Below are 19,387 nucleotides of genomic sequence, written 5' to 3'. Positions count from 1 at the left end.
CCCGTTAAGCGCGTAACGAAAGCCGTCTTCGCTGCACCTTTCGCTTTATCGCGGCGTGCCCGCACCCGAAGCCCATTCGGTCAATTTCTTTTGTTTTACTTTCGATAATTGACTTTCCGAAAGAAAACTAAGATCGTGCCGTCGCTCAACAGGAATCTTTCATGGACGCCACTCCGCTTTCCGATTCGTCCGCCTGGCAGCGCCTGGGCGGAGCCGACACCGCCGCCGAGATCGCCCAGCAGCCGGCGTTGTGGGAACACCTGGCGCACGACCTTTCGCAGGCGCGCGAACGCGTGCAGGCCTTTCTCGGCGACCGCCTCAACGACCCGAACCAGCGCGTGCTGTTCACCGGCGCCGGCAGCTCGGGCTTCATCGCCGACATGGTCGCCGACCGCATCAACGCGCAATGGCCGGCCGACGTGCGCGCCGTGCACACCACCAGCCTGCTGACCCATCCGGCGCTGTACCTGCAGCGCGACCGCCCGACCCTGCTGGTGTCGTTCGCGCGCAGCGGCTCCAGCCCGGAGAGCGTGGCCGCGGTCGAACTGCTGCGCGCGCAGGTCGACGACGCGCGCTTCCTCGACATCACCTGCAATCCCGAAGGCGAGCTCGCCCGCCGCGGCAAAGGGCGCGAGGACACCTGCACCCTGCTGATGCCGGCGGCGAGCTGCGACCGCGCTTTCGCCATGACCAGCAGCCTGAGCTGCATGCTGCTGGCGGCGCTGTGCGTGTTCGACGCCGCGCCGTGGCCGCAGCGCCTGGAGCCGCTGCGCCAAGTCGCCGCGCTCGCGCGCGAGGGCCTGGCGCAATGGGACGCGGCCGCCGGCGCGCTGGCGCAGCGCCCGTTCGACCGGGTGATCTATCTGGCCAGCGGCCCGCTGGAAGCGCTGGCGCGCGAGGCCGCGCTGAAGGTGCTCGAACTCACCGCCGGACAAGTGCTGGCGCTGGCCAACACGCCGCTCGGTTTCCGCCACGGCCCCAAGTCGACCCTCGACGGCGACACCCTGGTGGTGGTGATCCGCAGCGCTCACGCGCTGGCGCGCCGCTACGAACAAGACCTGCTCGACGAACTGCGCCGCGACGGCGTGGCCGGGCAGGTGCTGGCGATCGGCCCGCATTCGGACATCGGCAGCGACGACGAACACACGCTGCGCGTACCGCCGCTGGGCGACAGTGCGCGCAACGACGGCATGCTCAACGACAGCTGGCTGGCGCCGGTGTGGCTGACCTTCGCGCAGATCTATGCGTTGCAGCGCTCCGCCGCGCTCGGGCTGACTCCGGACAATCCGTTCCCCGACGGCACCGTCAACCGCGTGGTCAAGGGCGTCACCATCCATCAGGGCTGATCATTATGGCTGAACCTGCGCGCGCCGCCGTCGGTTACGGCATCGACATCGGCGGCACCAAGATCGAACTGGTCGCCTGCGATGCGACGACGCTGGAGGTGCTGCACCGCCGCCGCATCGCCACGCCGCAGGGCGACTACGACGGTTTCCTCGCCGCGCTGGAGGCTGTGCTCGCCGACGCCGATGCGCAGCTCGCCCAGGCCGGCGCCGCGGTCGGCATCGCTCTGCCCGGCGTGCGCGACCGCCGCAGCGGCCGCCAGCTCAGCGCCAACGTGCCCGCGTTGACGGGCCGCAGCGTGGCCGCAGACCTGCAAGCGCGGCTGCGCCGGCCGCTGTTCTTCGGCAACGACCTGCAATGCTTCGCCCTGTCGGAAGCGCACGGCGGCGCCGCGCACGGCTATCCGAGCATGTTCGGCGCGATCCTCGGCACCGGTGCGGGCGGCGGCTATTGCCTGGGCGGCCGCCTGATCGCCGGCTTCAACGGCATCGCCGGCGAATGGGGCCACTGGAGCGTGCCGGCGCATCTGCTGCAACGCCACGGCCTGCCGGTGCTGGATTGCGCCTGCGGCCTGCGCGGCTGCGTCGAGCGTTACGTGTCCGGCAGCGGGCTGGTCGCGCTGTACCGCCATTTCGGCGGCGACGCGGTCGAGGCCGGCGCGGTGCTCGCGCAGGCCGACGCGGGCGATGCGCGCGCGCAGCAGGTGCGGGCGATCCATCTGGATCTGCTCGGCCACAGTCTGGCCGCGCTGATTCTCGCGCTGGACCCGCATGTGATCGTGCTCGGCGGCGGCTTGTCGCAACACGCGCCGTTGTACGACGCGTTACCCAACGCGATCTCCACGCATCTGTTCGCCGGCGTGCAGGTGCCGCCGATCGTGCCGCCGCGTTTCGGCGATGCCGGCGGCGCGCGCGGCGCCGCCCTGCTGGCGCTGTCTTGAATCCACCTGTTTTTTAATCCGTCTTCGCTGGAGTTCCGCCCATGTCGCCCGTGCAATCGCTGATCGCTTCCCACCGCCAAGGCCGCAGCGTCGGCCTGTACAGCGTGTGCTGCAGCAACGAGCTGGTGCTGCGCGCGGCGATGGACGTGGCGCGCCGCCACGACACCTTGCTGCTGATCGAGGCGACCTCCAACCAGGTCGATCAATTCGGCGGCTACACCGGCATGACCCCGCCGCAATACCGCGACTACGTGCTGCGCCTGGCGCGCGAAGAAGGTTTCCCGAGCGAACGCCTGGTGCTCGGCGGCGATCACCTCGGCCCCAACGCGTGGCAGAAGCGTCCGGCCGAAGAAGCGATGGCGCATGCGCGGGTGTTGATCGAGGCCTATGTCGCCGCCGGTTTCCACAAGATCCATCTCGACTGCAGCATGTCCTGCGCCGACGATCCGACTCCGCTGCCCGACGCGACCGTCGCCGCGCGCTCGGCCGATCTGGCGCGCATCGCCGAACGCACCGCCGCCGCGCATGGCTTGCCGGCGCCGGTGTATGTGATCGGCACTGAAGTGCCGGTGCCCGGCGGCGAAGCCTCGCTGGCCGGCGGCCTGCAGGTGACCACGCCGCAGGCGGCCGAGCAGACCCTGGCGATCCACCGCGAAGCCTTCGCCGCGCCGGATCTGGCCGCGGCCTGGGAACGGGTGATCGCGATGGTGGTGCAGCCGGGCGTGGACTTCGACCACAGCAGCGTGCACGACTACGACCCGGCCGCAGCGCGCGCCCTGGCCGATTTCCTCGAACGCCAGCCGCGCATCGTGTTCGAAGCGCACTCCACCGATTACCAGCGCGAAGACGGACTGCACGCGCTGGTGCGCGATCACTTCGCCATCCTCAAGGTCGGCCCGGCGGCGACCTTCGCCTATCGCGAAGCGTTGTTCGCGCTGGCCGCGATCGAAGCCGAACTGCTGCCGCCTACGCAACGCTCGGACCTGCCGCAGGTGCTGGAGCGCTGCATGCTCGAGCAACCCAAGCATTGGCAGCAGCACTACCACGGCGACGACAACGAGCTGCGCCTGTTGCGCGCCTACGCGCTCAGCGACCGCTGCCGCTATTACTGGGGCGAGCCGGCGCTGGTCGCCGCGGTGCAGCGCCTGTTCGACAACCTGCGCGCGCACCCGGCGCCGCTGTTCCTGCTCAGCCAATACCTGCCCGAGCAATACCGCGCGGTGCGCGCCGGCGCCCTGGCCAATACGCCGGAAGCCTTGGTGCGCCACCGCATCGGCCTGTGCCTGGACGAGTACGCGCGCGCCTGCGCGGCCAACGCCGCCGGCGCGCGCCCAGCGGCAGCGAACGGCTAATACGGATAATCTTGGGCTTTCACCGCGGACCCGCCGATGGCCATGCGCAATACCCGATCCCGCCGGCAGCAGATCCTGCAGTGCCTGATCGAACAGGGCTCGGTGCAGGTGGCCGAGCTGGTCGAACGCTTCGAGGTGTCGGCGGTGACCATCCGCGCCGACCTCAGCCACATCGAATCGCAGGGCCTGGCCACCCGCACCCACGGCGGCGCCACCCTGGTGCGCACGCCGCCGCAGGAGCAGGACATCCATGAGAAGGATGCGCTGAACCTGCCGCTGAAGGAGCGCATCGGCGCGCGCGCCGCGCAACTGGTGCAGGCCGGCGAGAACATCATCATCGACTCGGGCTCCACCACCATGACCCTGGCCCGCCACCTGCGCGGCCACCGCGACGTCACGGTGATGACCAACGGCCTCAACATCGCCTGGGAACTGGCCAATGCGCCCGGCGTGGAAGTGCTGCTCAGCGGCGGCCTGCTGCGCAAGCAGTCGCTGTCGCTGCAGGGCAGCCAGGCCGAGGCCAGCCTCAACGCCTACAGCTTCGACACCTTGTTCCTCGGCGTGGACGGCCTGGACCTGCAGTTCGGCCTGACCACCCACGACGAAGCCGAAGCCCGCCTCAACCACCGCATGGTCGAGCGCGCGCGCCGGATCGTGGTGCTGACCGACGCGTCCAAGTTCGGCCGGGTCAGCCTGCACCGCATCGCCCGGCTCGACCAGATCCACGCCATCATCACCGACCCCGGCATCGACGAGCGCTACCGCGAGGGGCTGCTGCGGCTGGGCATCGAAGTCATCATCGCCGAGCCGTTGCCGTGACCGAATCCAGCGCCCTGCAAGGCCGCATCCTCACCCCTGCCGGCTGGCGCCGCGGCCGCATCGGCTTCGGCGCGCGAATCGAATCCATCGAAGACGACGGCGCGGGCGGCGGTGCCGACGAGCGCATCGTCCTGCCCGGCTTCATCGACCTGCACGTGCACGGCGCCGCCGGCGTCGACCTGATGCAGGGCTTTGATGTCGCGCGCACCATCACCCGCGCCCACGTCCGCTACGGCACCACCGCCTTGCTCGGCACCACCATGACCGCGGCGGAAGACGACATCGCCGCAGCGCTGCGCGGCCTGGCGGCAGTCATCGCCGCGCCGGATCCGGATGCGGCGCAGATCCTCGGCGTGCATCTGGAAGGCCCCTTCATCAGCCCGCACCGGCTCGGCGCGCAACCGCCGCTGACGGTCGAGGCCACGCTGGAATCGGTGCAGCGCCTGCACGCGCTGGCGCCGATCCGGGTGCTGACCCTGGCGCCGGAAATCGGCCGCCACACCGAGCTGATCCCGGCGCTGTGCGCGCTCGGCATCCGCGTGCAGCTCGGCCACAGCGCCGGCACTTACGAAGAAGGCCTGGCCGCGCTGCGCGCCGGCGCGTCCGGCTTCACCCATCTGTTCAACGGCATGACCGGCGTCGACCACTACAAGCCCGGCATCGCCGCGGCCGCGCTGGCCCACGCCGAGTACGCCGAACTGATTCCCGACCTGCAGCACGTGCATCCCGGCGCGATCCGCCTGGCCCTGCGCGCGATCCCGCGCCTGTACGCGGTCACCGACGCCACCGCCGCCACCGGCATGCCCGACGGCGAATACGCGCTGGGCTCGCAGCGCGTGCACAAGTGCCTGGGCTGCGTGCGCCTGGCCAGCGGTTCGCTGGCCGGCAGCGCGCTGACCATGGATCAGGCGCTGCGCAATCTGGTCGAAGTGGGGCTGGACCTGGCCGATGCCGCGCAGCGCGTGTCGACCTTCCCGGCCGACTACCTCGGATTGAGCGATCGCGGCCGGCTCGAACCAGGCGCGCGCGCCGACCTGGTGGTGCTGGACGCGCAACTGCGCGTGGCCGAGGTGTATGTGGGCGGGCGCCGCGTCGAGCTGAGCTGAGCCGTCCGCGCCCAGCCCGGGCCGCTGCCAGATCGTTCCCCGCGGGCAGGCTCCATCGCGAGCGTGTATCGCAAGCGCAACATCCGGCGCCGGCGTGCGGCCGTCCATGCTCCGCTGGTACGCCGCGCGCGCGCGTCCATCCGAAAGCCGGCGCCTTCCTGCCCGCTGCCCGCCCCGACTGCGTTCACCTTGGATGCGCGGCGAAACCGGCGCCTCGCCGGCTGCGCCCGCCGGAGCAGCGACCGCGCTGCCCGTTCGATCGCCACTCGGACTAAGGAGCATCCATGAAGCAGTCATTGACGACCTTGTTGCCCGCTCATCTCTCCGCTGTTTTGCTCGGCCTGGCCCTGGCCGGCGCCGCCGTCGCCGCGCCGCCCGGCGGCATCGGCACCCAGCCGCAACCGCCGCAGCCCGCCGGCACCTGGCAGGCCAAGGTGAAGTACCTCTCGCCGCACACCGCGCCCGACGGCCGCCGCCTGACCTGGAAGTACGCCGACATCGTCGCCTCGACCCAGGAATACTGCGATTCGCAGCTGCAATCGTGGTATTCCAGCGGCAACACCGTCGTGGTGGAGTACTGCCACTTCGTGCCGATCGGCGGCTGATGCATTCGCGGCGTCCGCGTTGAGCGGATAGCCGCAACGTCGGTGCGCTGCCCTTTGCGGCATCCGCACCGACGTTTCCGCATACACGCGCGGCCGCCGGTGCGCTATCGTCGTGGAAGATCCCGATTTTCAGGCTTACCGGGGATCGATGAGGAACAAAGCGGGGATGCGCTCATGCTTTTCCTCGCCCCGACGCGCGCGGGCTGCGTAGTGCGAGTTCGCAGCTGAACGTCTCGCGAACCCGCACGCAAACCAGCCAGCCCAGCGCCACCGCAGTCGACTGCCGAGCACTCGAGAAATGGATTTTTCATCTGCGTATCGTCCGCAACAAGCCCGCAACGGCCATCTGCGCGCGCGGGCGATGAAGAACCTCTTCATGGCCGTATCGCTCGGTCTTTGCACAACGGCGAACGCGCAAGACATCAACACGCTGGAACAGGACCTGGCGCATGAAGTCGGCGCCGTCGATCTGCGCTCGGGCATCACCCGAGCCCAGGCCGGCACGATTGCCGAACACTACTGCCGGCGCTACATCGGCGGTTGCGGAACGGTAGCGCCCGCGACGGACCGACACAGCGACTGGGCCGTCGTGCCGTTGACCGATCCGGCCGGCGTCGCCGACAAGAACGCCATCCTCGTCGGGAAACATACCGGGAGGATTTCCTGGGGCAAGGGACCAACGTTGAATCTGCCCGATCTTGTCGGCTCGAAAGAAAGCGCGCCAAGGCCGATAAATCGCAGCGGCGCCAACGTCGAGCGCTCGTACGGCCGCAAGGTCAAGGTCCAGTTTTCCGTCCTGCCGAACGGCACCGTCGCGAACGCGAGATTCAAGCAGTCATCCTCGGACCCGAAATGCGACCAACGCGGGAGGCGCATCGTCGAAGCCTGGCGTTTCCCTGCGCGAGAGCGGCCGATTGAACTGATCACAGCGCTGAGCTGCGCTCGCTGACGAACCTGCGGGTAGACCGGCCGCATCGATTTCGACTGCCTGCGCGCGGGAACGATCGCCGTAACGCCGAGACCAAACTATTTGCGGCATTCGCACCTGCGCTTGCGCAGCAGGCCTATAGCGCCGCCACGTCGTAAGTCTCCGCCGCATGCGCCGCCGCGCCGAGCAGGCCCGAACACGCATGCACCACCGCCAGCGACGGCACTTCGGCCATCGCCGACGCGAACCGGCCCTTGGCTTCGAATGCGGCGCGGAAGCTGTCGGTCTGCAGCGCGTCGAGCAGTTTCGGCACCACGCCGCCGGCGAGGAATACGCCGTCCCACGCGCCCAGGGTCAGCACCAGGTCGCCGGCCATCGAGCCGAACGCGGCGCAGAACAGTTCCACCGCATGCCGGCAGCGCGCGTCGCCGGCCGCGGCCTGGGCGTTGATCTGCGCCGGCGACCACGGCTGCGCAACGACGCCGTCCAGCTCGCACACCGCGGCGTAAAGATTCGCCAGCCCCGGCCCCGACACCAAGCGCTCGCACGACACCCGCCCGTAGCGGCGCATCAGGCATTCCAGCACCTGCAGGTCGCGCGGCCGCGACGGCGCGAAACCGGCGTGGCCGCCTTCGGTCTCCAGCGCGAAACACCGGCCGTTGCGCACCAGCAGGCCGCCCACGCCCAGGCCGGTGCCCGGGCCGATCACCGCATAGGTCTGCGCCGCGCCCATGTCGAAGCCGGACCAGCCGACCGCGCCGACCGCGACCACGTCGTCCGCGCTCAGGCGCGAGATCGCCATCGCCTGCGCGGCGAAATCGTTGATCAGCGCGATGCGCGGCGTGCCCAGCGCCGAGCCGATCTCCGGCGCGCGGATCTGCCAGGGATGGTTGGTGATGCGCGCTTCCTCGAAACGCACCCGCCCGGCCACGGCGAACACCGCGGCGTCGGCGCGTTCGCCCAGTTCGTCGAGGAAATGCCGCGCGGCCTCGGCCGCGCTGGCGAAGTCGGCGGCCGCGTATTCGCGCACGCTCTCGTGCAGCAGCCGCTCGCCGCGCGCCAGTTCGGCGATGGCGAAGCGCGCGTTGGTGCCGCCGATGTCGCTGACCAGCACGCGCATCAGCGCACCTGCGCGGCGGCGGGTTCGAACCGCAGCGTCGCCGGCTCCGGCGCGCCCGACACCGCTTCGAGCACCAGCGTGTTGCGCCCGCGCTGTAGCGCCGCCCGCTGCGTCTGGTTCGCCTCGAACGGCGCCAGCGCATCGCCGTTGAGCCGGACCCGCAGCGCGCCCGCGCCGTTGCCGCGCCAGCTCAACGCAAAGTCGCCCGCGGCCTCGGCCTGGATCGTGTACTTCAGCCATTCGCCCGGCTGCATCGCCACGCGCACGCGCTCGCCTGCGCCGTCGCGCAGCAGGTCGACACCGTCGTTGCGGTACAGCTGCGACGGGTTCCAATCGGCGTTGGGCTTGCCGCTCTCGTTGGCCGCGCTGTGGTCGAAATAGGCCACGCCGTTGCGGCCCATGTCGAAATCCGCCGCTGCCAGTTCGCCGCCGTCGCGACCGATGCGGTGCGGCTTGAATGGCAGACTGCGGTCGTCGTGCGGCGAGCGCAGCCAGGCGTCGGCGACGTCGGGATGCGGGCGGTTGTGCTCGAAGCGCACGTCGCGCCCGGCGAGCGTCAGCAACGCCTCGCGCGCCTGCGCGCGCTGCGGCCGCGGCCCTTTGCCTTCCCAGTACGCAAGCACCTGCTCGTAACCGGGATTGGCGATCACTTGCAGCGGATTGTTGTAGCGCAGCTTCTTCACCGGCCAGTTGGCCCAGCCGATGCCCTCGCCTTCCACCGTCGCCACGGTGCGGGCGAACCAGTCGTTGGAGTTCTCGCCGGTCTCGCCCAGCCACAGCGGTACGTTCCAGCGTGCGCGCATGGCCAGATGCTCGGCGATGCTGTCGCGGTCGGTGTCGTTCCAGTATTTGTGGAAGCTCAGCGCCAGGTTGTCGTCCCACAGCCCGGCGTCGAGCACGCCGCGGTAGTTGTTGCCCCAGCAGTTGCCTTCGACGATCAGCATGTGGCGCCGGTCGACTTCGCGGATCGCCGCGCTGATGCGCACCAGCAGCTCGCGCAGCGGCGCGTTGCCGGTTTCCTTGCAGCCGTGCTTGTCGCCGGCATCGGCGAAGCCCCAGTTGGGCTCGTTGATGAGGTCGTAACCGGCGACCGCGGGCTCGTCGCGGTAGCGTTGGGCCAGTTCCCGCCACAGCGCCACGGTCTTGTCGCGATGGGCCGCGTCGTCCCACAGCGACGGTTGCGCGGGGTCGCGGTCGGAGATGTTGAGATCGTTGCCCTGCCCGCCCGGCGCCGCGTGCAGGTCGAGGATCACGTACATGCCGTTGGCCTTGGCCCACGCGATCAGTTCGTCGGTGCGGCGGAAGCCGTCTTCACGCCAGGTCTGCCGCCCCGCCACCGGCTCCTGCGACGTCGGCAAGGTGTAGAGCTCGTAGTGCATCGGCAGGCGCACCGAATTGAAGCCCCAGGCCGCGAGCGCGTCGATATCGTCCTTGGTTACGTAGTTGTCGAGCCACGCGCGATAGAACGCCTGCGTGTCCTGCTCGCCGATCAAATCGGCGATGCGCGCGCGGATCGCGTGCTGCATGCCGGGGCCGGCGAGGCCGAGCATGTAGCCCTCCTGAAGCATCCAGCCACCGAGGCCGACGCCGCGCAGGATCACCGGCCGGCCTTGTTCGTCGACGATGCGCTGGTCTTGCGCGCGCAGGAAGCCTTCGGCGCGGCCGGGCAGCGGCGCCAGCGCCAGCGCGGCCGCCAGCACGGCGAAGCCGGCGGCCGCGCGTACGCCGCAGCGCAGCCGGCTTTTCGCGAGCCGGCCAGCCGCGGATTCGTTCGTGTCGTGCATGGCGCTCCTCAACGGTTCAGACCTTGCAACAGCCGCGCGCGCAGTTCGCGCGAACGCGCCTCGTCCATCGGCGCCAGCACGCCGCGTACGGCCTCGGGAATATGCGCGGCGGTCTGCGCATCGGCGTCGAACACGTAATGGCGGAACGCCTCGCGCCAGACCTCGCGTTGCGCCGGCGGCAGGTCGCGCACGCTCATGATCGCGTGCAACAACGCGTTCATCGGCGTGTCCATCCAGCGCGGCGACTGCCGCCACCAATAATTGACCAACACGTTGAACGCATCCAGCGCCCGCATGCGATGCCACCACATGCTCGGGATCAGCAAGGCATCGCCCGGGCCGAGTTCCGCGCTGACGGCGTGGCGCATCGCCTCGGCGAAGCGCGGAAAGCGCTGCAGGTCCGGCGCGTCGAAATCGACCAGGCTGATCGCCTGCCCGGCCGGCGTGCGGTCGAGCGGCCCGATGTACAGGTTCTGCAACTGCTCCGGCGGAAACAGCGTCGCGCGGCGGCGGCCGGCGACCACGCAGGCGATGTTGTCGGGCACGTCTTGGTGCGCGGGGATGCGGGTGCGGTTGCCGATCCAGATGCTGGCCAGCGGCTGCAGCGCGCCGAAGCCGAGATCGTTGTGTTCGCGCAGGCCGGGCAGCCAGGTGTCGATCGTGGTCGAGCCGAGGTAGAGGGTCGGCGCCGCCGGATCGTCGGCATAGCGCAGCAGCGCGTCCAACACCGCCGGCAACGAGGCCTTCTGCTGGGCGAAGCCGAAACCGAGCAGGTCCGGCCGATAACCGATATGGCCGTCGGCTTCCGGCGGCGCGACACTGACCGTCGCCGGCGCGTCGCTGGCGAAGCCGGTGAGATAAGCCGCCGCCTCGTGCATCGACGCGGCCCCGGCGCGGGCCAGCGGCCAGTGCGCCACCAGGCCGCGCAGCACGTAGGGCCGGGTCGCACGCAGTAAGTGCTCGGGCAGCGCCGCCGCATCGACGCCGTGCAGCTCCTCGATGGGCTCAGCGGCCGGCAGCATGGCGGCGGCTCAAGCGTTCGATCAGATCGCGCAGGCGCGACAGCGACGCCAGCGCCATGTAGATCGCTTCCAGATAACCGGCTTGCGCCAGCGCGTGCAGGTCCGCCGCGCCGAGCGCGCGCAGCGCACGCTCGTCGATGGTGTGGAACCCGGACAAGCGGTGCTGGGTGTGTTCGTCCAGGCGGATATCGAGTGCGAACGGTTCGAGCAGATGCAGGCGCCGCAGCGCGGCGATGAAGCCGGCATCCTCGCGCAGACCATCGTGCAATGCGCGCAGCAGCGAGGCGGCGCGCTGCAGGAACTCGCTGCTGCCGCCGTGTTCGAGGAACAGCGGCTCGCCGCCGCGGCCGTCGCCGCGTACCACGCGCGGATGCTCCAGGTCGATGTGCACCATCGGTTCGTCCTCGGCGATGCCGATCAGGAACGGCAGGCGCTCGATCGCCATCGGCAGGTAGTGCGCGTCCCAGCGCTCGCCGGCGCCGGCGAGCGCATCGCCCTCAAGAAACAGATTCTCGCGTGGCCGCAGCCCCAGCAACGCCAGCGAGCGGAAGCCGCCGTCGGCGGTCTGCTGGAACACGATGGGATAGTGCGCCTGCAACTCGCGGAACTCGCCGAAGAAGGTCGGCGCCAGCATTTCGTCGTCGCCGTAGCGCGCACCGCGCGCGACGATCACGCGCAGGTCGTGGTGGTCGACGTTGTTGAGCAGAACGGTTTGCGACATCGCGATTTCCAGGGTCGTGACCGGCCGCGCGAGGATATCGCGCGGCCGGATGGCCGGTCGGAAGCGTCCCGTCCGGCGCATCGCCGGACGCGGCCCTGTCGATTCCGCGCAGCCGCCGCCGGCGATGCGCCGGCGCGGCCCCGCGCGACCGCCGCGATCAGAACTTGTAGCGCACCCCGAACATGTAGCGCGGCCCGTACTGGTCGAACGAATACAGCTGGCGCTTGTTGCGGCCGCGCGTGCGCATGGTCTCGTCGGTCACGTTGATGCCTTCCAGCGTGAACACCAGATTGTCGGACACCGCGTAGCTGACGTTCATGTCGAGCTGGCCGTAGGCCTCGACATAGATCGGATTGGCGCCCTTGCCGTCGCCCAGGTTGGTCAGGAACTGGTCGCGCCAGTTGTACGCCGCGCGCGCCTGCCACGGGCCCTTTTCGTAGAACGCGACCACATTGGCCGAATCGCTCAGGCCGGTCATCGCGAACTGAGTGCCCAGGCTGCCGTTCTTGTAGGTCAGGCCCGAGTCGACGATGGTGTAGTTCGCCGACAGGCCGAAGCCGGACTGGCCGAACACGTGCTGGACGTTGAACTCCCAGCCGTCGAGCGTATCGGAGCGGTTGTTGACCGGCTGGGTGATGTTGAACGACAGCACCGGATCGCCGCTCAGGCCGCTGACCGTGCCGGTGGCCATGCCGTTGGAATCCACACCGGTCTTCACCACGCCGGGCTGGCCGTTGTAGGTGTTGAGGATGTAGTTGCGGATGCACGGACGGTCGGTGTTGGCGCAGCCGCCGGCGGAGATGGCCGCGTTCCAGTAATTGCCGCCCGACGGCGTGTGCAGATCCGGGTAAGGCGTCTGCTTGCTCACTTGGTCGGCGATGAAGTTGTCGATCTTCTTGCGGAAATAGCCGACCGACAGATAGCTCGATTCGCCGTAGTACCACTCGTAGGACAGGTCGAAGTTGCGCGATTCCAGCGGCTTGAGGTTGGGATTGCCCGCGCTGCCGCCGCCGCCGTCGAAGCGCGCCTGGCCGCCGACGCTCAGCGCCGGGTTGAGGCTGCCCCAGTTCGGCCGGCCGATCGATTCGCCGTAGCTGGCGCGCAGCTTCATGCTGTCGTTCAAGTCCACCGAGACGTCGAGGCTGGGCAGCCAGTACTTGTAGTCGCCGTCGAGTTCGCGGAACTGCGAGCCGGAGTAGCGGATGACGAACTCGTTGGCCGCGACCCAGTCGATGCCCACCGGCGCCGGCTGCAGCGCCGACGCCTTGACCTTGGTGCGCTCGTAGCGCACGCCGGCGGCGACGTTGACCGGCAGCTTCCAGTCGAAGGTGCTGCTCCACTGCAGGTAGAAGCTGCGCGACTCCTCGCGCACGCGGCTGTCGCCGACGGTGCGGTTGGCGGCGCTGCCGGGCACCGCCGCGCCGGTGTAGTCGAACGAGGCGCGGTAGTCGTCGCGTACGCCCTTGCCGCTTGCGACCCAGGCGTCTTCGGCGAGCTTGCGCACGCGGTCGAAGTCGAAGATGAAGAACGCGTCGGTGAAGCGCGGATCGTTGGCGCCGCTGACGCCGCGGAAGTAGTCGCCCATGTGGGCGAGCTGCCAGACCGAATCGGGGTAGTCGTTCGGGCTGGTGGCGCCGCCCCAGGTGTCGAGCTGGACGTGGGTGAAGGCCGAGCGGTTCTTGTAGTCGGTGGAAGCTAGGCCGAAGCTCAGCTTGTTGTAGTCGCCGAACTTGTACTCGCCGCTGGCCTGGAACTGCTCGATTTCGGCGCGCTCGCGCTCGTTGCGGAACACCGAGCCGGTCACCAGCATTTGCGCCGGGTCGATCGCGTTCATGCCGTTGGGCAACAGCAGGGTCAGCACCGGGAAATCGCGGCTGAAGTCGATGATGTTGCCGGCGCGGAAGAAGCCGGCGCTGGCCAGGGTGTTGTTCGAGCCGTAGGGGCTGTCGGGCGAGGAATCGGCGGTGGAGCGGTGGTAGTCGAAGTTCAGGCTGAAATCGTCGCTGAGCTTCCAGTCGACGTTGAGGCCGAGCGACTTGTTCTCGCGCTTGACCGCGCTCTTGCCGGCGCCGTTGGCGAAGTCGGACAGGCCGTTGTAGCGCTCGTCGTAGATCAGCGGCGAGGAGCCCGAGCCCTTCGTCCACGAGCTCACGCCCGGGGTGAAGTTGAGCCACACCGACATGTCGTGGCGCATCTGCTCGATCTTGTTCTGCGAATAGGTGTAGTCGAGCGTGGTGGTGAGGTTGTCGGTCGGCGCCCACTGCAGGGTCAGCTGGCCGTTGATGCGCTCGCGCTTCACCGAGTTGACGCTGTAGCCCAGGCTCTGCGGCATCGAGTAGACATCGTTCGGGCCCGGACGGTTGGTGATGTGCTCCGAGCCCGGCTGGCCCGGCAGCGGCAGCGCCGAACCGCCGCCTTCGCCGCTGGCCAGCGGCGTGTCGATGAAAGGCCGCCACCCGTTGCCGGAGGCCACGAACGCCGAAGCCGAGCCGGATTCGCGCTTGAGGTAGTTCGCGCTCAGGCCGATGCCGAAGCGGCCGTCGGCCGAGGTCGCGCTGAAGATGCCCGAGGCGTCGGGGGTGACCGAATCGCCCTTCAGATCGCGCGGCAGATCGTCGTCGGAGGTATCCCAGATGCCTTTGACGCCGACGTTGGCGTGCACGCCGGGATTGTCCAGCGGACGCGCGGTCTTGATGTTGATGGTGGCGCCGATGCCGCCGGTAGGCGTGCTGGCGCGGCTGCTCTTGTACACCTCGACCGCGGAAATCGATTCGGCGGCCAGATCGCTGAACTCGAACGCGCGGCTGCCGGTGGCGGTCGGCATCTGCCGGCCGTTGAGCAGCACCAGATTGAAATCGGGGCCGACGCCGCGCACGGTCACGCGCGAGCCTTCGCCGGCGTTGCGGTCGATCGACACGCCGCTGATGCGCTGCAGCGCCTCGGCCAGATTGGTGTCGGGGAACTTGCCGATGTCCTCGGCGACGATGCCGTCGACGATGCCCTCGGCGTCGCGCTTGAGGTTCATCGACGAAGTCAGACTGCCCTTGATGCCGGTGACGACGACGGCGTCGAGCGTCCTGGCATCGTCGCCGGCGCCGGGCCGGCTCTGCTGTCCCGCCTGCGCCGGAGCGTCGGCCTGAGCGTCGGCGCCGGCCTCGGCCGCCGGTGCGGTGCTTTGCGCATACGCCGGCTGGCCCAGGGCCAACAGCAATGCGGACGTCAACACAGTGCGCTTGGCGGCGCCGCGCGTTTGCTTCATCGAAACTCCTCCCCAGGATTCCACGATGCACGGGCGGGCCGATCCCGTCCCGCCCCCTTGGTTGCTGCGGGGCGATTTGACGCGCGCATGACAGCGCTGTCAATTATCTGGACAAAAGTGCTACCGGCATCAAGGAGAAAGCGTTTTCTCGGCCGTATTCCTTGCGGCGGCGCAGCATGGGCCGCGTGAATCGCAGCGCGGAACCGGTGCGGGATTGGCGTATACGGATTAGCGTTCTTTCCGGTTCGCGTTGTTTCGAGGCGTCGCCGGAAGGCTACTGCCGGGCGCATGCAGCGCCGGTCGCGGGATGCACAGCGCGCGCGATCGGCGAACGCGCGCCGACGGCCGAACAGGATCGGCGTGCGAACCGCGACGCGACGCGGAACGGCCGCGCGTGCGGCCGCGCCGCCCGCAGCGCGGCCAGGCGTGGATCAGCCCACGGCCAGAACCAGGCCGAACTCGCTCAGGATCGGATTGATCGGATCGAACCAGGATCTGCGCTGCGACGCCGGCATGTCGCAGTTGTGGCCGGCGCTGGATACGCCGCTGTTGCCGGACTGGATTCCCTGCGCCTGCCCGAGCAAATCGATCCACGGCCCACCGGAATCGCCCAGGCCGGAGCAGTTGTTGCCCTCGCTCATGTTGTAGAGCGCGCCGAGCTGATAGTTGACCGTGACTTGCTTGGCGGTGATCTGCCCGCAGCGATAAGCCGTCTTCGGCCCGGAGCGGCATACCGTCGCCCCGATCGGCGCTTCGGCGGAGCCTTTGACGGTGATGTAGCCGCCGCTCCAGTCGTAAATCTGCGCCGAAACGGCGAACGAGGCCGACGAGCGGATCCATCCACGGTCCGCGCCGGGGAACCTGGAGTTCTCGAACACGCCGAAGTAGGTCCTGCCGATGCCCGACCAATCCACGTCGATCCGATCCGGCGCGGTTCCGCAGTGGCCGGCGGTCACCACGCCGGGAGCCGTGCCCTTGTAGGCAGCGAAGCCCGAGGTGCAGCCGCCGCCGGAGGCGGTGATGTATGAAATCCCACCGAAGATCCAATTGGTCGGCTGCGGCGCGCCGTCCATGTATTCGAAACGTATCGCGTCCGTGTCAGCGCCGCTCGCAGCTATGAAGTCGGCCACGTCCGGTCCGGCGTTGCGGGCGACGCGGACGACGACTCGGTTGCTGATCGGATCGACGTGCCAGGTGCGGATGCCGCGCAGCGGCTTGTGGATGCCGATCCGAAGCGATCGCAGCATCTCGTCCAAACGTTGCTTTGAAGCCTGCAGCCGACTCCAGCTATGCCGGACCTGGCGCACTTCGACGCTGCCGCACAGGTTCGAACATAAGTCGCTCGCGCGCTGACGTCCCGACGTGGCCACGATCAGCCGGGAAGCGCCGTCTGGCGCGCGCTCGATCCAACTGCCGGCGAAATCCTTGCCGAGTTCGCGCCGGATGAGAGCTTCCTCGGCGCTCGCATGGCGCTGCACGCGCAGCAATTGCGGCAGCTGGTCTGGCGAAACGTCGAGGTCGCGCGACAGGGCCTGCGTCAGCGCCGGATCGATGAGCGCCGGATCGGCCCCTGCGTCGACATAGGCTGCATTCGCAACGGGTGCGGCCAGGGCGGTCAGGCATGCGACCGAAAACATCGAGGCACGAACGGAAGTGTGGGACATCTTTCAACCTCCTTGCTGTGGGATATTCCTGTGAAACCACATCGTCGCCGGCAAGGAAGCATGGGTGTCAGACCGGCGTCACGGGCCGACGACCGCAATACATTTCGATCCGTTATCGGACGCACCTGCCTGTGCGCCTTATCGCGAGGCGCACGAATCCGCACGATCGCCTCGTTCGAACGCGGCGCGGTCGCAGCCTGGTCTGTGGACAAAAAAAGCCCTCCTTGCGGAGGGCTTTTTATAGGGCGCTGGTGCGGAACACGTGGTTCCGAACGCGTGGATCAGAACGGGATATCATCGTCCGCGAAGTCGTCGCCGAAGTCGTTGGACTTGGCCGGCGGGGCCTCGCGGCGCTGGCCGGAGTCGCGGCCACCGCCGTAACCGCCGCCGCCACCCGCAGCGCGGGCCGGGCGCTCACCGCCACCACCGCCACCACCGCCACCGCCACCGCCACCGCCACGGTACTCGCTGCGACCGCCGCCTTCCGAGCGACCGCCACCACCGCCGCCGCCCTCACCGCCGCCGAGCATCTGCATCTCGTCGGCGATGATGTCGGTGAAGTACTTCTCGACGCCGTCCTGGCCGGTGAACTTGTCGTAGCGGATCGAGCCTTCGATATAGACCTGGCGGCCCTTCTTCAGGTACTCGCCGGCGATCTCGCCGAGCTTGCCGAACAGCTTGACCCGGTGCCATTCGGTGCGTTCCTGGTTGTTGCCGTCCTTGTCCTTGCGGACGCTGGTGGTGGCCAGGCTGATCGTGGTCACGGCCATGCCGCCCTGGGTGTACTTGGTCTCCGGATCGTTGCCGAGGTTGCCGACCAGGATGACTTTATTGATGCCGCGTGCCATGGGATTCCTTGCTGACTGCCGTTCTTGGACGGCCTAAGCGTGGATTATAGCCCCTCCCCCCGGTATCGGCCCGGGGGCCGAAGGCAGGTCGGACGCCCGCCCGCGGCGGCGCCAGGAAATGCCTGGAACCCTTGTGAGACAAGCTTTCCCCTGACCGGGGCCGGCACCGGGACGGGCCCGGCCCAGCCCGTTGGGTTCGTCCCGTTGAACTCAGGGCGAGCGACCATCGGCCTGCCGAAACCTCGCGAGGACAAGGTCCGTCCCGGCCGACCCCGACCACCGGGCCCGGCTGGTGCGCCATGATCGGCGCTGCCCGAACACCCCAGACTGCGGACGCACCATGCCCCCTCTCGATCCGATCGCGATCGCCGAGCGCGAAATCGAAGCCGGCGCCCTGCTGCTTCAGCAGGCCTTGCCGCCCGACCGCCTGCGCAACACCGTCTACCGCGCGTTGCTGAAAGGCCGCGCGGTGGTGCTGTGGCCCACGCGCGGATCGGCTTGCGCCGCGAGCGTGCGCGCCGGTTTCGCCGCAGCGGTCGAAGCCGCAGACCTGTATTTCCCGGGCGCACAGGTAGCGGTACCCGCCGGCGACTATCACGGCCAATGCCTGTATGTGATCCACCCGATCCGCACACCGCTGACGCTGGACAACTGTCCGCCCGGCGACGACTACCGCTATCGCAGAAAGCTGCTCGCCGCCGGCGTCGCCGACGGCCTGAGCATCTGCGGGCTGACGCCGAGCCAGATCGCCGCGATCGAACACCAACAGGGCGTGGCCCTGCCGCGCGCCTACGCAGCGTTCCTGGCCGAATGCGGGCGCGCGGCCGGGCGCTTGTGCGGCGACTGCCATTTCTTTTACCCATCGCTGAAGGGGCTCAAACAAGATGCCCTGGAAATGCTCGAAGAAGCCCGGCAGGAAACGCAGGACTACACGGATTTCCACGATTTCCACCTTCCGGCCAACGCCTTCGTGATGGCGACCTACCAGGGTCACCAGCTCCTGTACTGCCTGTGCGACGGCGCGGACGATCCGGCGGTTTACGCCTGCATCGTCGGCAGCGCGCCGATACCACTGCACGACAGTTGTTCGGAGTATCTGGACGCGTTGATCGGATAGCCACTTGCGCCGGCGCGCTCGAAAACCCAGGCACGGGCGACAACAGAAGCGTCCAGTGCAAACGGGAGGGGTTGCGCTTGTAGCTTGGATTGAAACGGACTACCGGCAAAGAGTTCGAGACCAACGAGAAATGGAAGACTCATCTCACCGATATCCGCTTCAATCCCGTAAGCGCCGATTACCAGTGCGACGGTTGAAAGCCATGGCTCCGACTAGACCGTCCTCGCTCTCGGCAAAATCACCATGAACACGACCGCCGACAGCCTCGATCCGACTACGAACAGCGCCATCGTCAAGCGGTCCACCCGGCAGCTCCATGGATTGCTGCTGCAAGGCGACACGCTGCACAGCATGTATCGACGCACGAATACTGCGTTGGCCGCCCTGGAACTCGTTGCCCAGCAATGCGAGTAAGGCCGGCTCGAAATCGTCGTCGATACCCTACGCGGCTGTCTTGAGGCGTACGAAGAAACGCTGGCGCGGCATAGGCATTCCCTCCTCTACTTCAAAGATTAGCTGCAGACGACAATCCGCGCGGTTTCTCTCGCGGCTCTGTGTTTCTGCAGCGTAGCTGAAGGTACTTCGCCAGACAGTGCACCCGAATGAGGTGCCGATCCAGTTGAATTGGCGCGGTCGCGGCTCGCGCCGCTCCTACAGGGGTGGCTCTGGCTTGCGCGACATTTGTCTTTACGACAAAGAAAAGGGCGCCCTCGCGGACGCCCTTTTTGTTTCGGCGATGGTGCCGCCCTACCCTGCCG

General features: G+C 68.4%; 16 protein-coding genes. 9 read left to right on the top strand and 7 right to left on the bottom strand.

Annotated features, from left to right (window positions below; genetic code table 11):
• The first annotated feature begins 161 nt into the window (after positions 1-161).
• The 7 genes from BLU84_RS22120 to BLU84_RS22090 all read left to right on the top strand — a co-directional run bounded on the left by BLU84_RS22120 (position 162) and on the right by BLU84_RS22090 (position 7,115).
• Complete coding sequence (locus BLU84_RS22120; protein ID WP_074872245.1) at positions 162-1,346, top strand: SIS domain-containing protein; 1,185 nt, start codon at positions 162-164, stop codon at positions 1,344-1,346.
• 5 nt (positions 1,347-1,351) lie between these two features.
• Positions 1,352-2,284 (top strand): ROK family protein, encoded by a 933-nt coding sequence (locus BLU84_RS22115; RefSeq protein ID WP_074872242.1) that lies wholly within the window; start codon positions 1,352-1,354, stop codon positions 2,282-2,284.
• 41 nt (positions 2,285-2,325) lie between these two features.
• Positions 2,326-3,636 (top strand): D-tagatose-bisphosphate aldolase, class II, non-catalytic subunit, encoded by a 1,311-nt coding sequence (locus BLU84_RS22110; RefSeq protein ID WP_074872240.1) that lies wholly within the window; start codon positions 2,326-2,328, stop codon positions 3,634-3,636.
• Positions 3,637-3,678: 42 nt separating this feature from the next.
• Complete coding sequence (locus BLU84_RS22105; protein ID WP_074872481.1) at positions 3,679-4,455, top strand: DeoR family transcriptional regulator; 777 nt, start codon at positions 3,679-3,681, stop codon at positions 4,453-4,455.
• Positions 4,452-5,561 (top strand): N-acetylglucosamine-6-phosphate deacetylase, encoded by a 1,110-nt coding sequence (gene nagA / locus BLU84_RS22100; protein ID WP_074872238.1) that lies wholly within the window; start codon positions 4,452-4,454, stop codon positions 5,559-5,561. Before BLU84_RS22105 ends, nagA begins: the two co-directional genes overlap by 4 nt.
• 284 nt (positions 5,562-5,845) lie before the next feature.
• Entirely contained in the window at positions 5,846-6,166 is a 321-nt protein-coding gene (locus tag BLU84_RS22095; RefSeq protein WP_139175192.1) for a hypothetical protein, read from the top strand.
• Positions 6,167-6,464: 298 nt separating this feature from the next.
• Entirely contained in the window at positions 6,465-7,115 is a 651-nt protein-coding gene (locus BLU84_RS22090) for a TonB family protein (protein WP_083383015.1), read from the top strand.
• Between the two features lie 115 nt (positions 7,116-7,230).
• On the opposite strand, the gene glk is transcribed toward BLU84_RS22090, so the two are convergent.
• From glk to ssb, 7 genes are all read right to left on the bottom strand, one after another.
• Positions 7,231-8,214, bottom strand: coding sequence for a glucokinase (gene glk, locus BLU84_RS22085; RefSeq protein ID WP_074872231.1), 984 nt, complete (start codon positions 8,212-8,214; stop codon positions 7,231-7,233).
• Positions 8,214-9,998, bottom strand: a complete 1,785-nt coding sequence (locus tag BLU84_RS22080; protein ID WP_083383014.1) for a cellulase family glycosylhydrolase — start codon at positions 9,996-9,998, stop codon at positions 8,214-8,216. Before BLU84_RS22080 ends, glk begins: the two co-directional genes overlap by 1 nt.
• 8 nt (positions 9,999-10,006) lie before the next feature.
• Positions 10,007-11,020 (bottom strand): cupin-like domain-containing protein, encoded by a 1,014-nt coding sequence (locus tag BLU84_RS22075; RefSeq protein WP_074872228.1) that lies wholly within the window; start codon positions 11,018-11,020, stop codon positions 10,007-10,009.
• On the bottom strand, positions 11,004-11,741 hold the full coding sequence (locus BLU84_RS22070; protein ID WP_074872476.1) for a SapC family protein: 738 nt from the start codon (positions 11,739-11,741) through the stop codon (positions 11,004-11,006). Before BLU84_RS22070 ends, BLU84_RS22075 begins: the two co-directional genes overlap by 17 nt.
• A gap of 157 nt (positions 11,742-11,898) precedes the next feature.
• A complete protein-coding gene (locus tag BLU84_RS22065) occupies positions 11,899-15,000 on the bottom strand; it encodes a TonB-dependent receptor (protein ID WP_074872225.1) in 3,102 nt (1,033 codons plus the stop codon).
• A gap of 431 nt (positions 15,001-15,431) precedes the next feature.
• The gene (locus BLU84_RS22060) at positions 15,432-16,664 is read right to left on the bottom strand and encodes a S1 family peptidase (protein WP_083383013.1); all 1,233 of its coding nucleotides are present in this window, start codon (positions 16,662-16,664) and stop codon (positions 15,432-15,434) included.
• A 281-nt stretch (positions 16,665-16,945) separates the two neighbouring features.
• The gene (ssb, locus tag BLU84_RS22055) at positions 16,946-17,512 is read right to left on the bottom strand and encodes a single-stranded DNA-binding protein (protein WP_074872221.1); all 567 of its coding nucleotides are present in this window, start codon (positions 17,510-17,512) and stop codon (positions 16,946-16,948) included.
• 340 nt (positions 17,513-17,852) lie between these two features.
• Between ssb and BLU84_RS22050 the strand changes: the two genes are divergently transcribed.
• A complete protein-coding gene (locus tag BLU84_RS22050; RefSeq protein WP_074872218.1) occupies positions 17,853-18,629 on the top strand; it encodes an SMI1/KNR4 family protein in 777 nt (258 codons plus the stop codon).
• 243 nt (positions 18,630-18,872) lie between these two features.
• A complete protein-coding gene (locus BLU84_RS27340; RefSeq protein ID WP_170849226.1) occupies positions 18,873-19,043 on the top strand; it encodes a hypothetical protein in 171 nt (56 codons plus the stop codon).
• The last annotated feature ends 344 nt before the right edge of the window (positions 19,044-19,387 follow it).

This window comes from Lysobacter enzymogenes (assembly GCF_900106525.1).
Taxonomy (GTDB): Bacteria; Pseudomonadota; Gammaproteobacteria; order Xanthomonadales; family Xanthomonadaceae; genus Lysobacter; species Lysobacter enzymogenes.
The sequence above is the reverse complement of the archived record's forward strand: the minus strand, read 5'-3'. Positions and strand labels throughout refer to the sequence as shown.

Excerpts from the sequence above, each read along its gene's own strand:
- BLU84_RS22095 (WP_139175192.1), top strand. The coding sequence starts at position 5,846 with ATGAAGCAGTCATTGACGACCTTGTTGCCCGCTCATCTCTCCGCTGTT.
- ssb (WP_074872221.1), bottom strand. The coding sequence starts at position 17,512 with ATGGCACGCGGCATCAATAAAGTCATCCTGGTCGGCAACCTCGGCAAC.
- BLU84_RS22120 (WP_074872245.1), top strand. The coding sequence starts at position 162 with ATGGACGCCACTCCGCTTTCCGATTCGTCCGCCTGGCAGCGCCTGGGC.
- BLU84_RS22060 (WP_083383013.1), bottom strand. The coding sequence starts at position 16,664 with ATGTCCCACACTTCCGTTCGTGCCTCGATGTTTTCGGTCGCATGCCTG.
- BLU84_RS22050 (WP_074872218.1), top strand. The coding sequence starts at position 17,853 with ATGCCCCCTCTCGATCCGATCGCGATCGCCGAGCGCGAAATCGAAGCC.
- BLU84_RS22105 (WP_074872481.1), top strand. The coding sequence starts at position 3,679 with ATGCGCAATACCCGATCCCGCCGGCAGCAGATCCTGCAGTGCCTGATC.
- BLU84_RS22090 (WP_083383015.1), top strand. The coding sequence starts at position 6,465 with ATGGATTTTTCATCTGCGTATCGTCCGCAACAAGCCCGCAACGGCCAT.
- BLU84_RS22110 (WP_074872240.1), top strand. The coding sequence starts at position 2,326 with ATGTCGCCCGTGCAATCGCTGATCGCTTCCCACCGCCAAGGCCGCAGC.
- BLU84_RS22070 (WP_074872476.1), bottom strand. The coding sequence starts at position 11,741 with ATGTCGCAAACCGTTCTGCTCAACAACGTCGACCACCACGACCTGCGC.
- BLU84_RS22080 (WP_083383014.1), bottom strand. The coding sequence starts at position 9,998 with ATGCACGACACGAACGAATCCGCGGCTGGCCGGCTCGCGAAAAGCCGG.
- BLU84_RS22065 (WP_074872225.1), bottom strand. The coding sequence starts at position 15,000 with ATGAAGCAAACGCGCGGCGCCGCCAAGCGCACTGTGTTGACGTCCGCA.
- BLU84_RS27340 (WP_170849226.1), top strand. The coding sequence starts at position 18,873 with ATGAACACGACCGCCGACAGCCTCGATCCGACTACGAACAGCGCCATC.
- BLU84_RS22075 (WP_074872228.1), bottom strand. The coding sequence starts at position 11,020 with ATGCTGCCGGCCGCTGAGCCCATCGAGGAGCTGCACGGCGTCGATGCG.
- glk (WP_074872231.1), bottom strand. The coding sequence starts at position 8,214 with ATGCGCGTGCTGGTCAGCGACATCGGCGGCACCAACGCGCGCTTCGCC.
- BLU84_RS22115 (WP_074872242.1), top strand. The coding sequence starts at position 1,352 with ATGGCTGAACCTGCGCGCGCCGCCGTCGGTTACGGCATCGACATCGGC.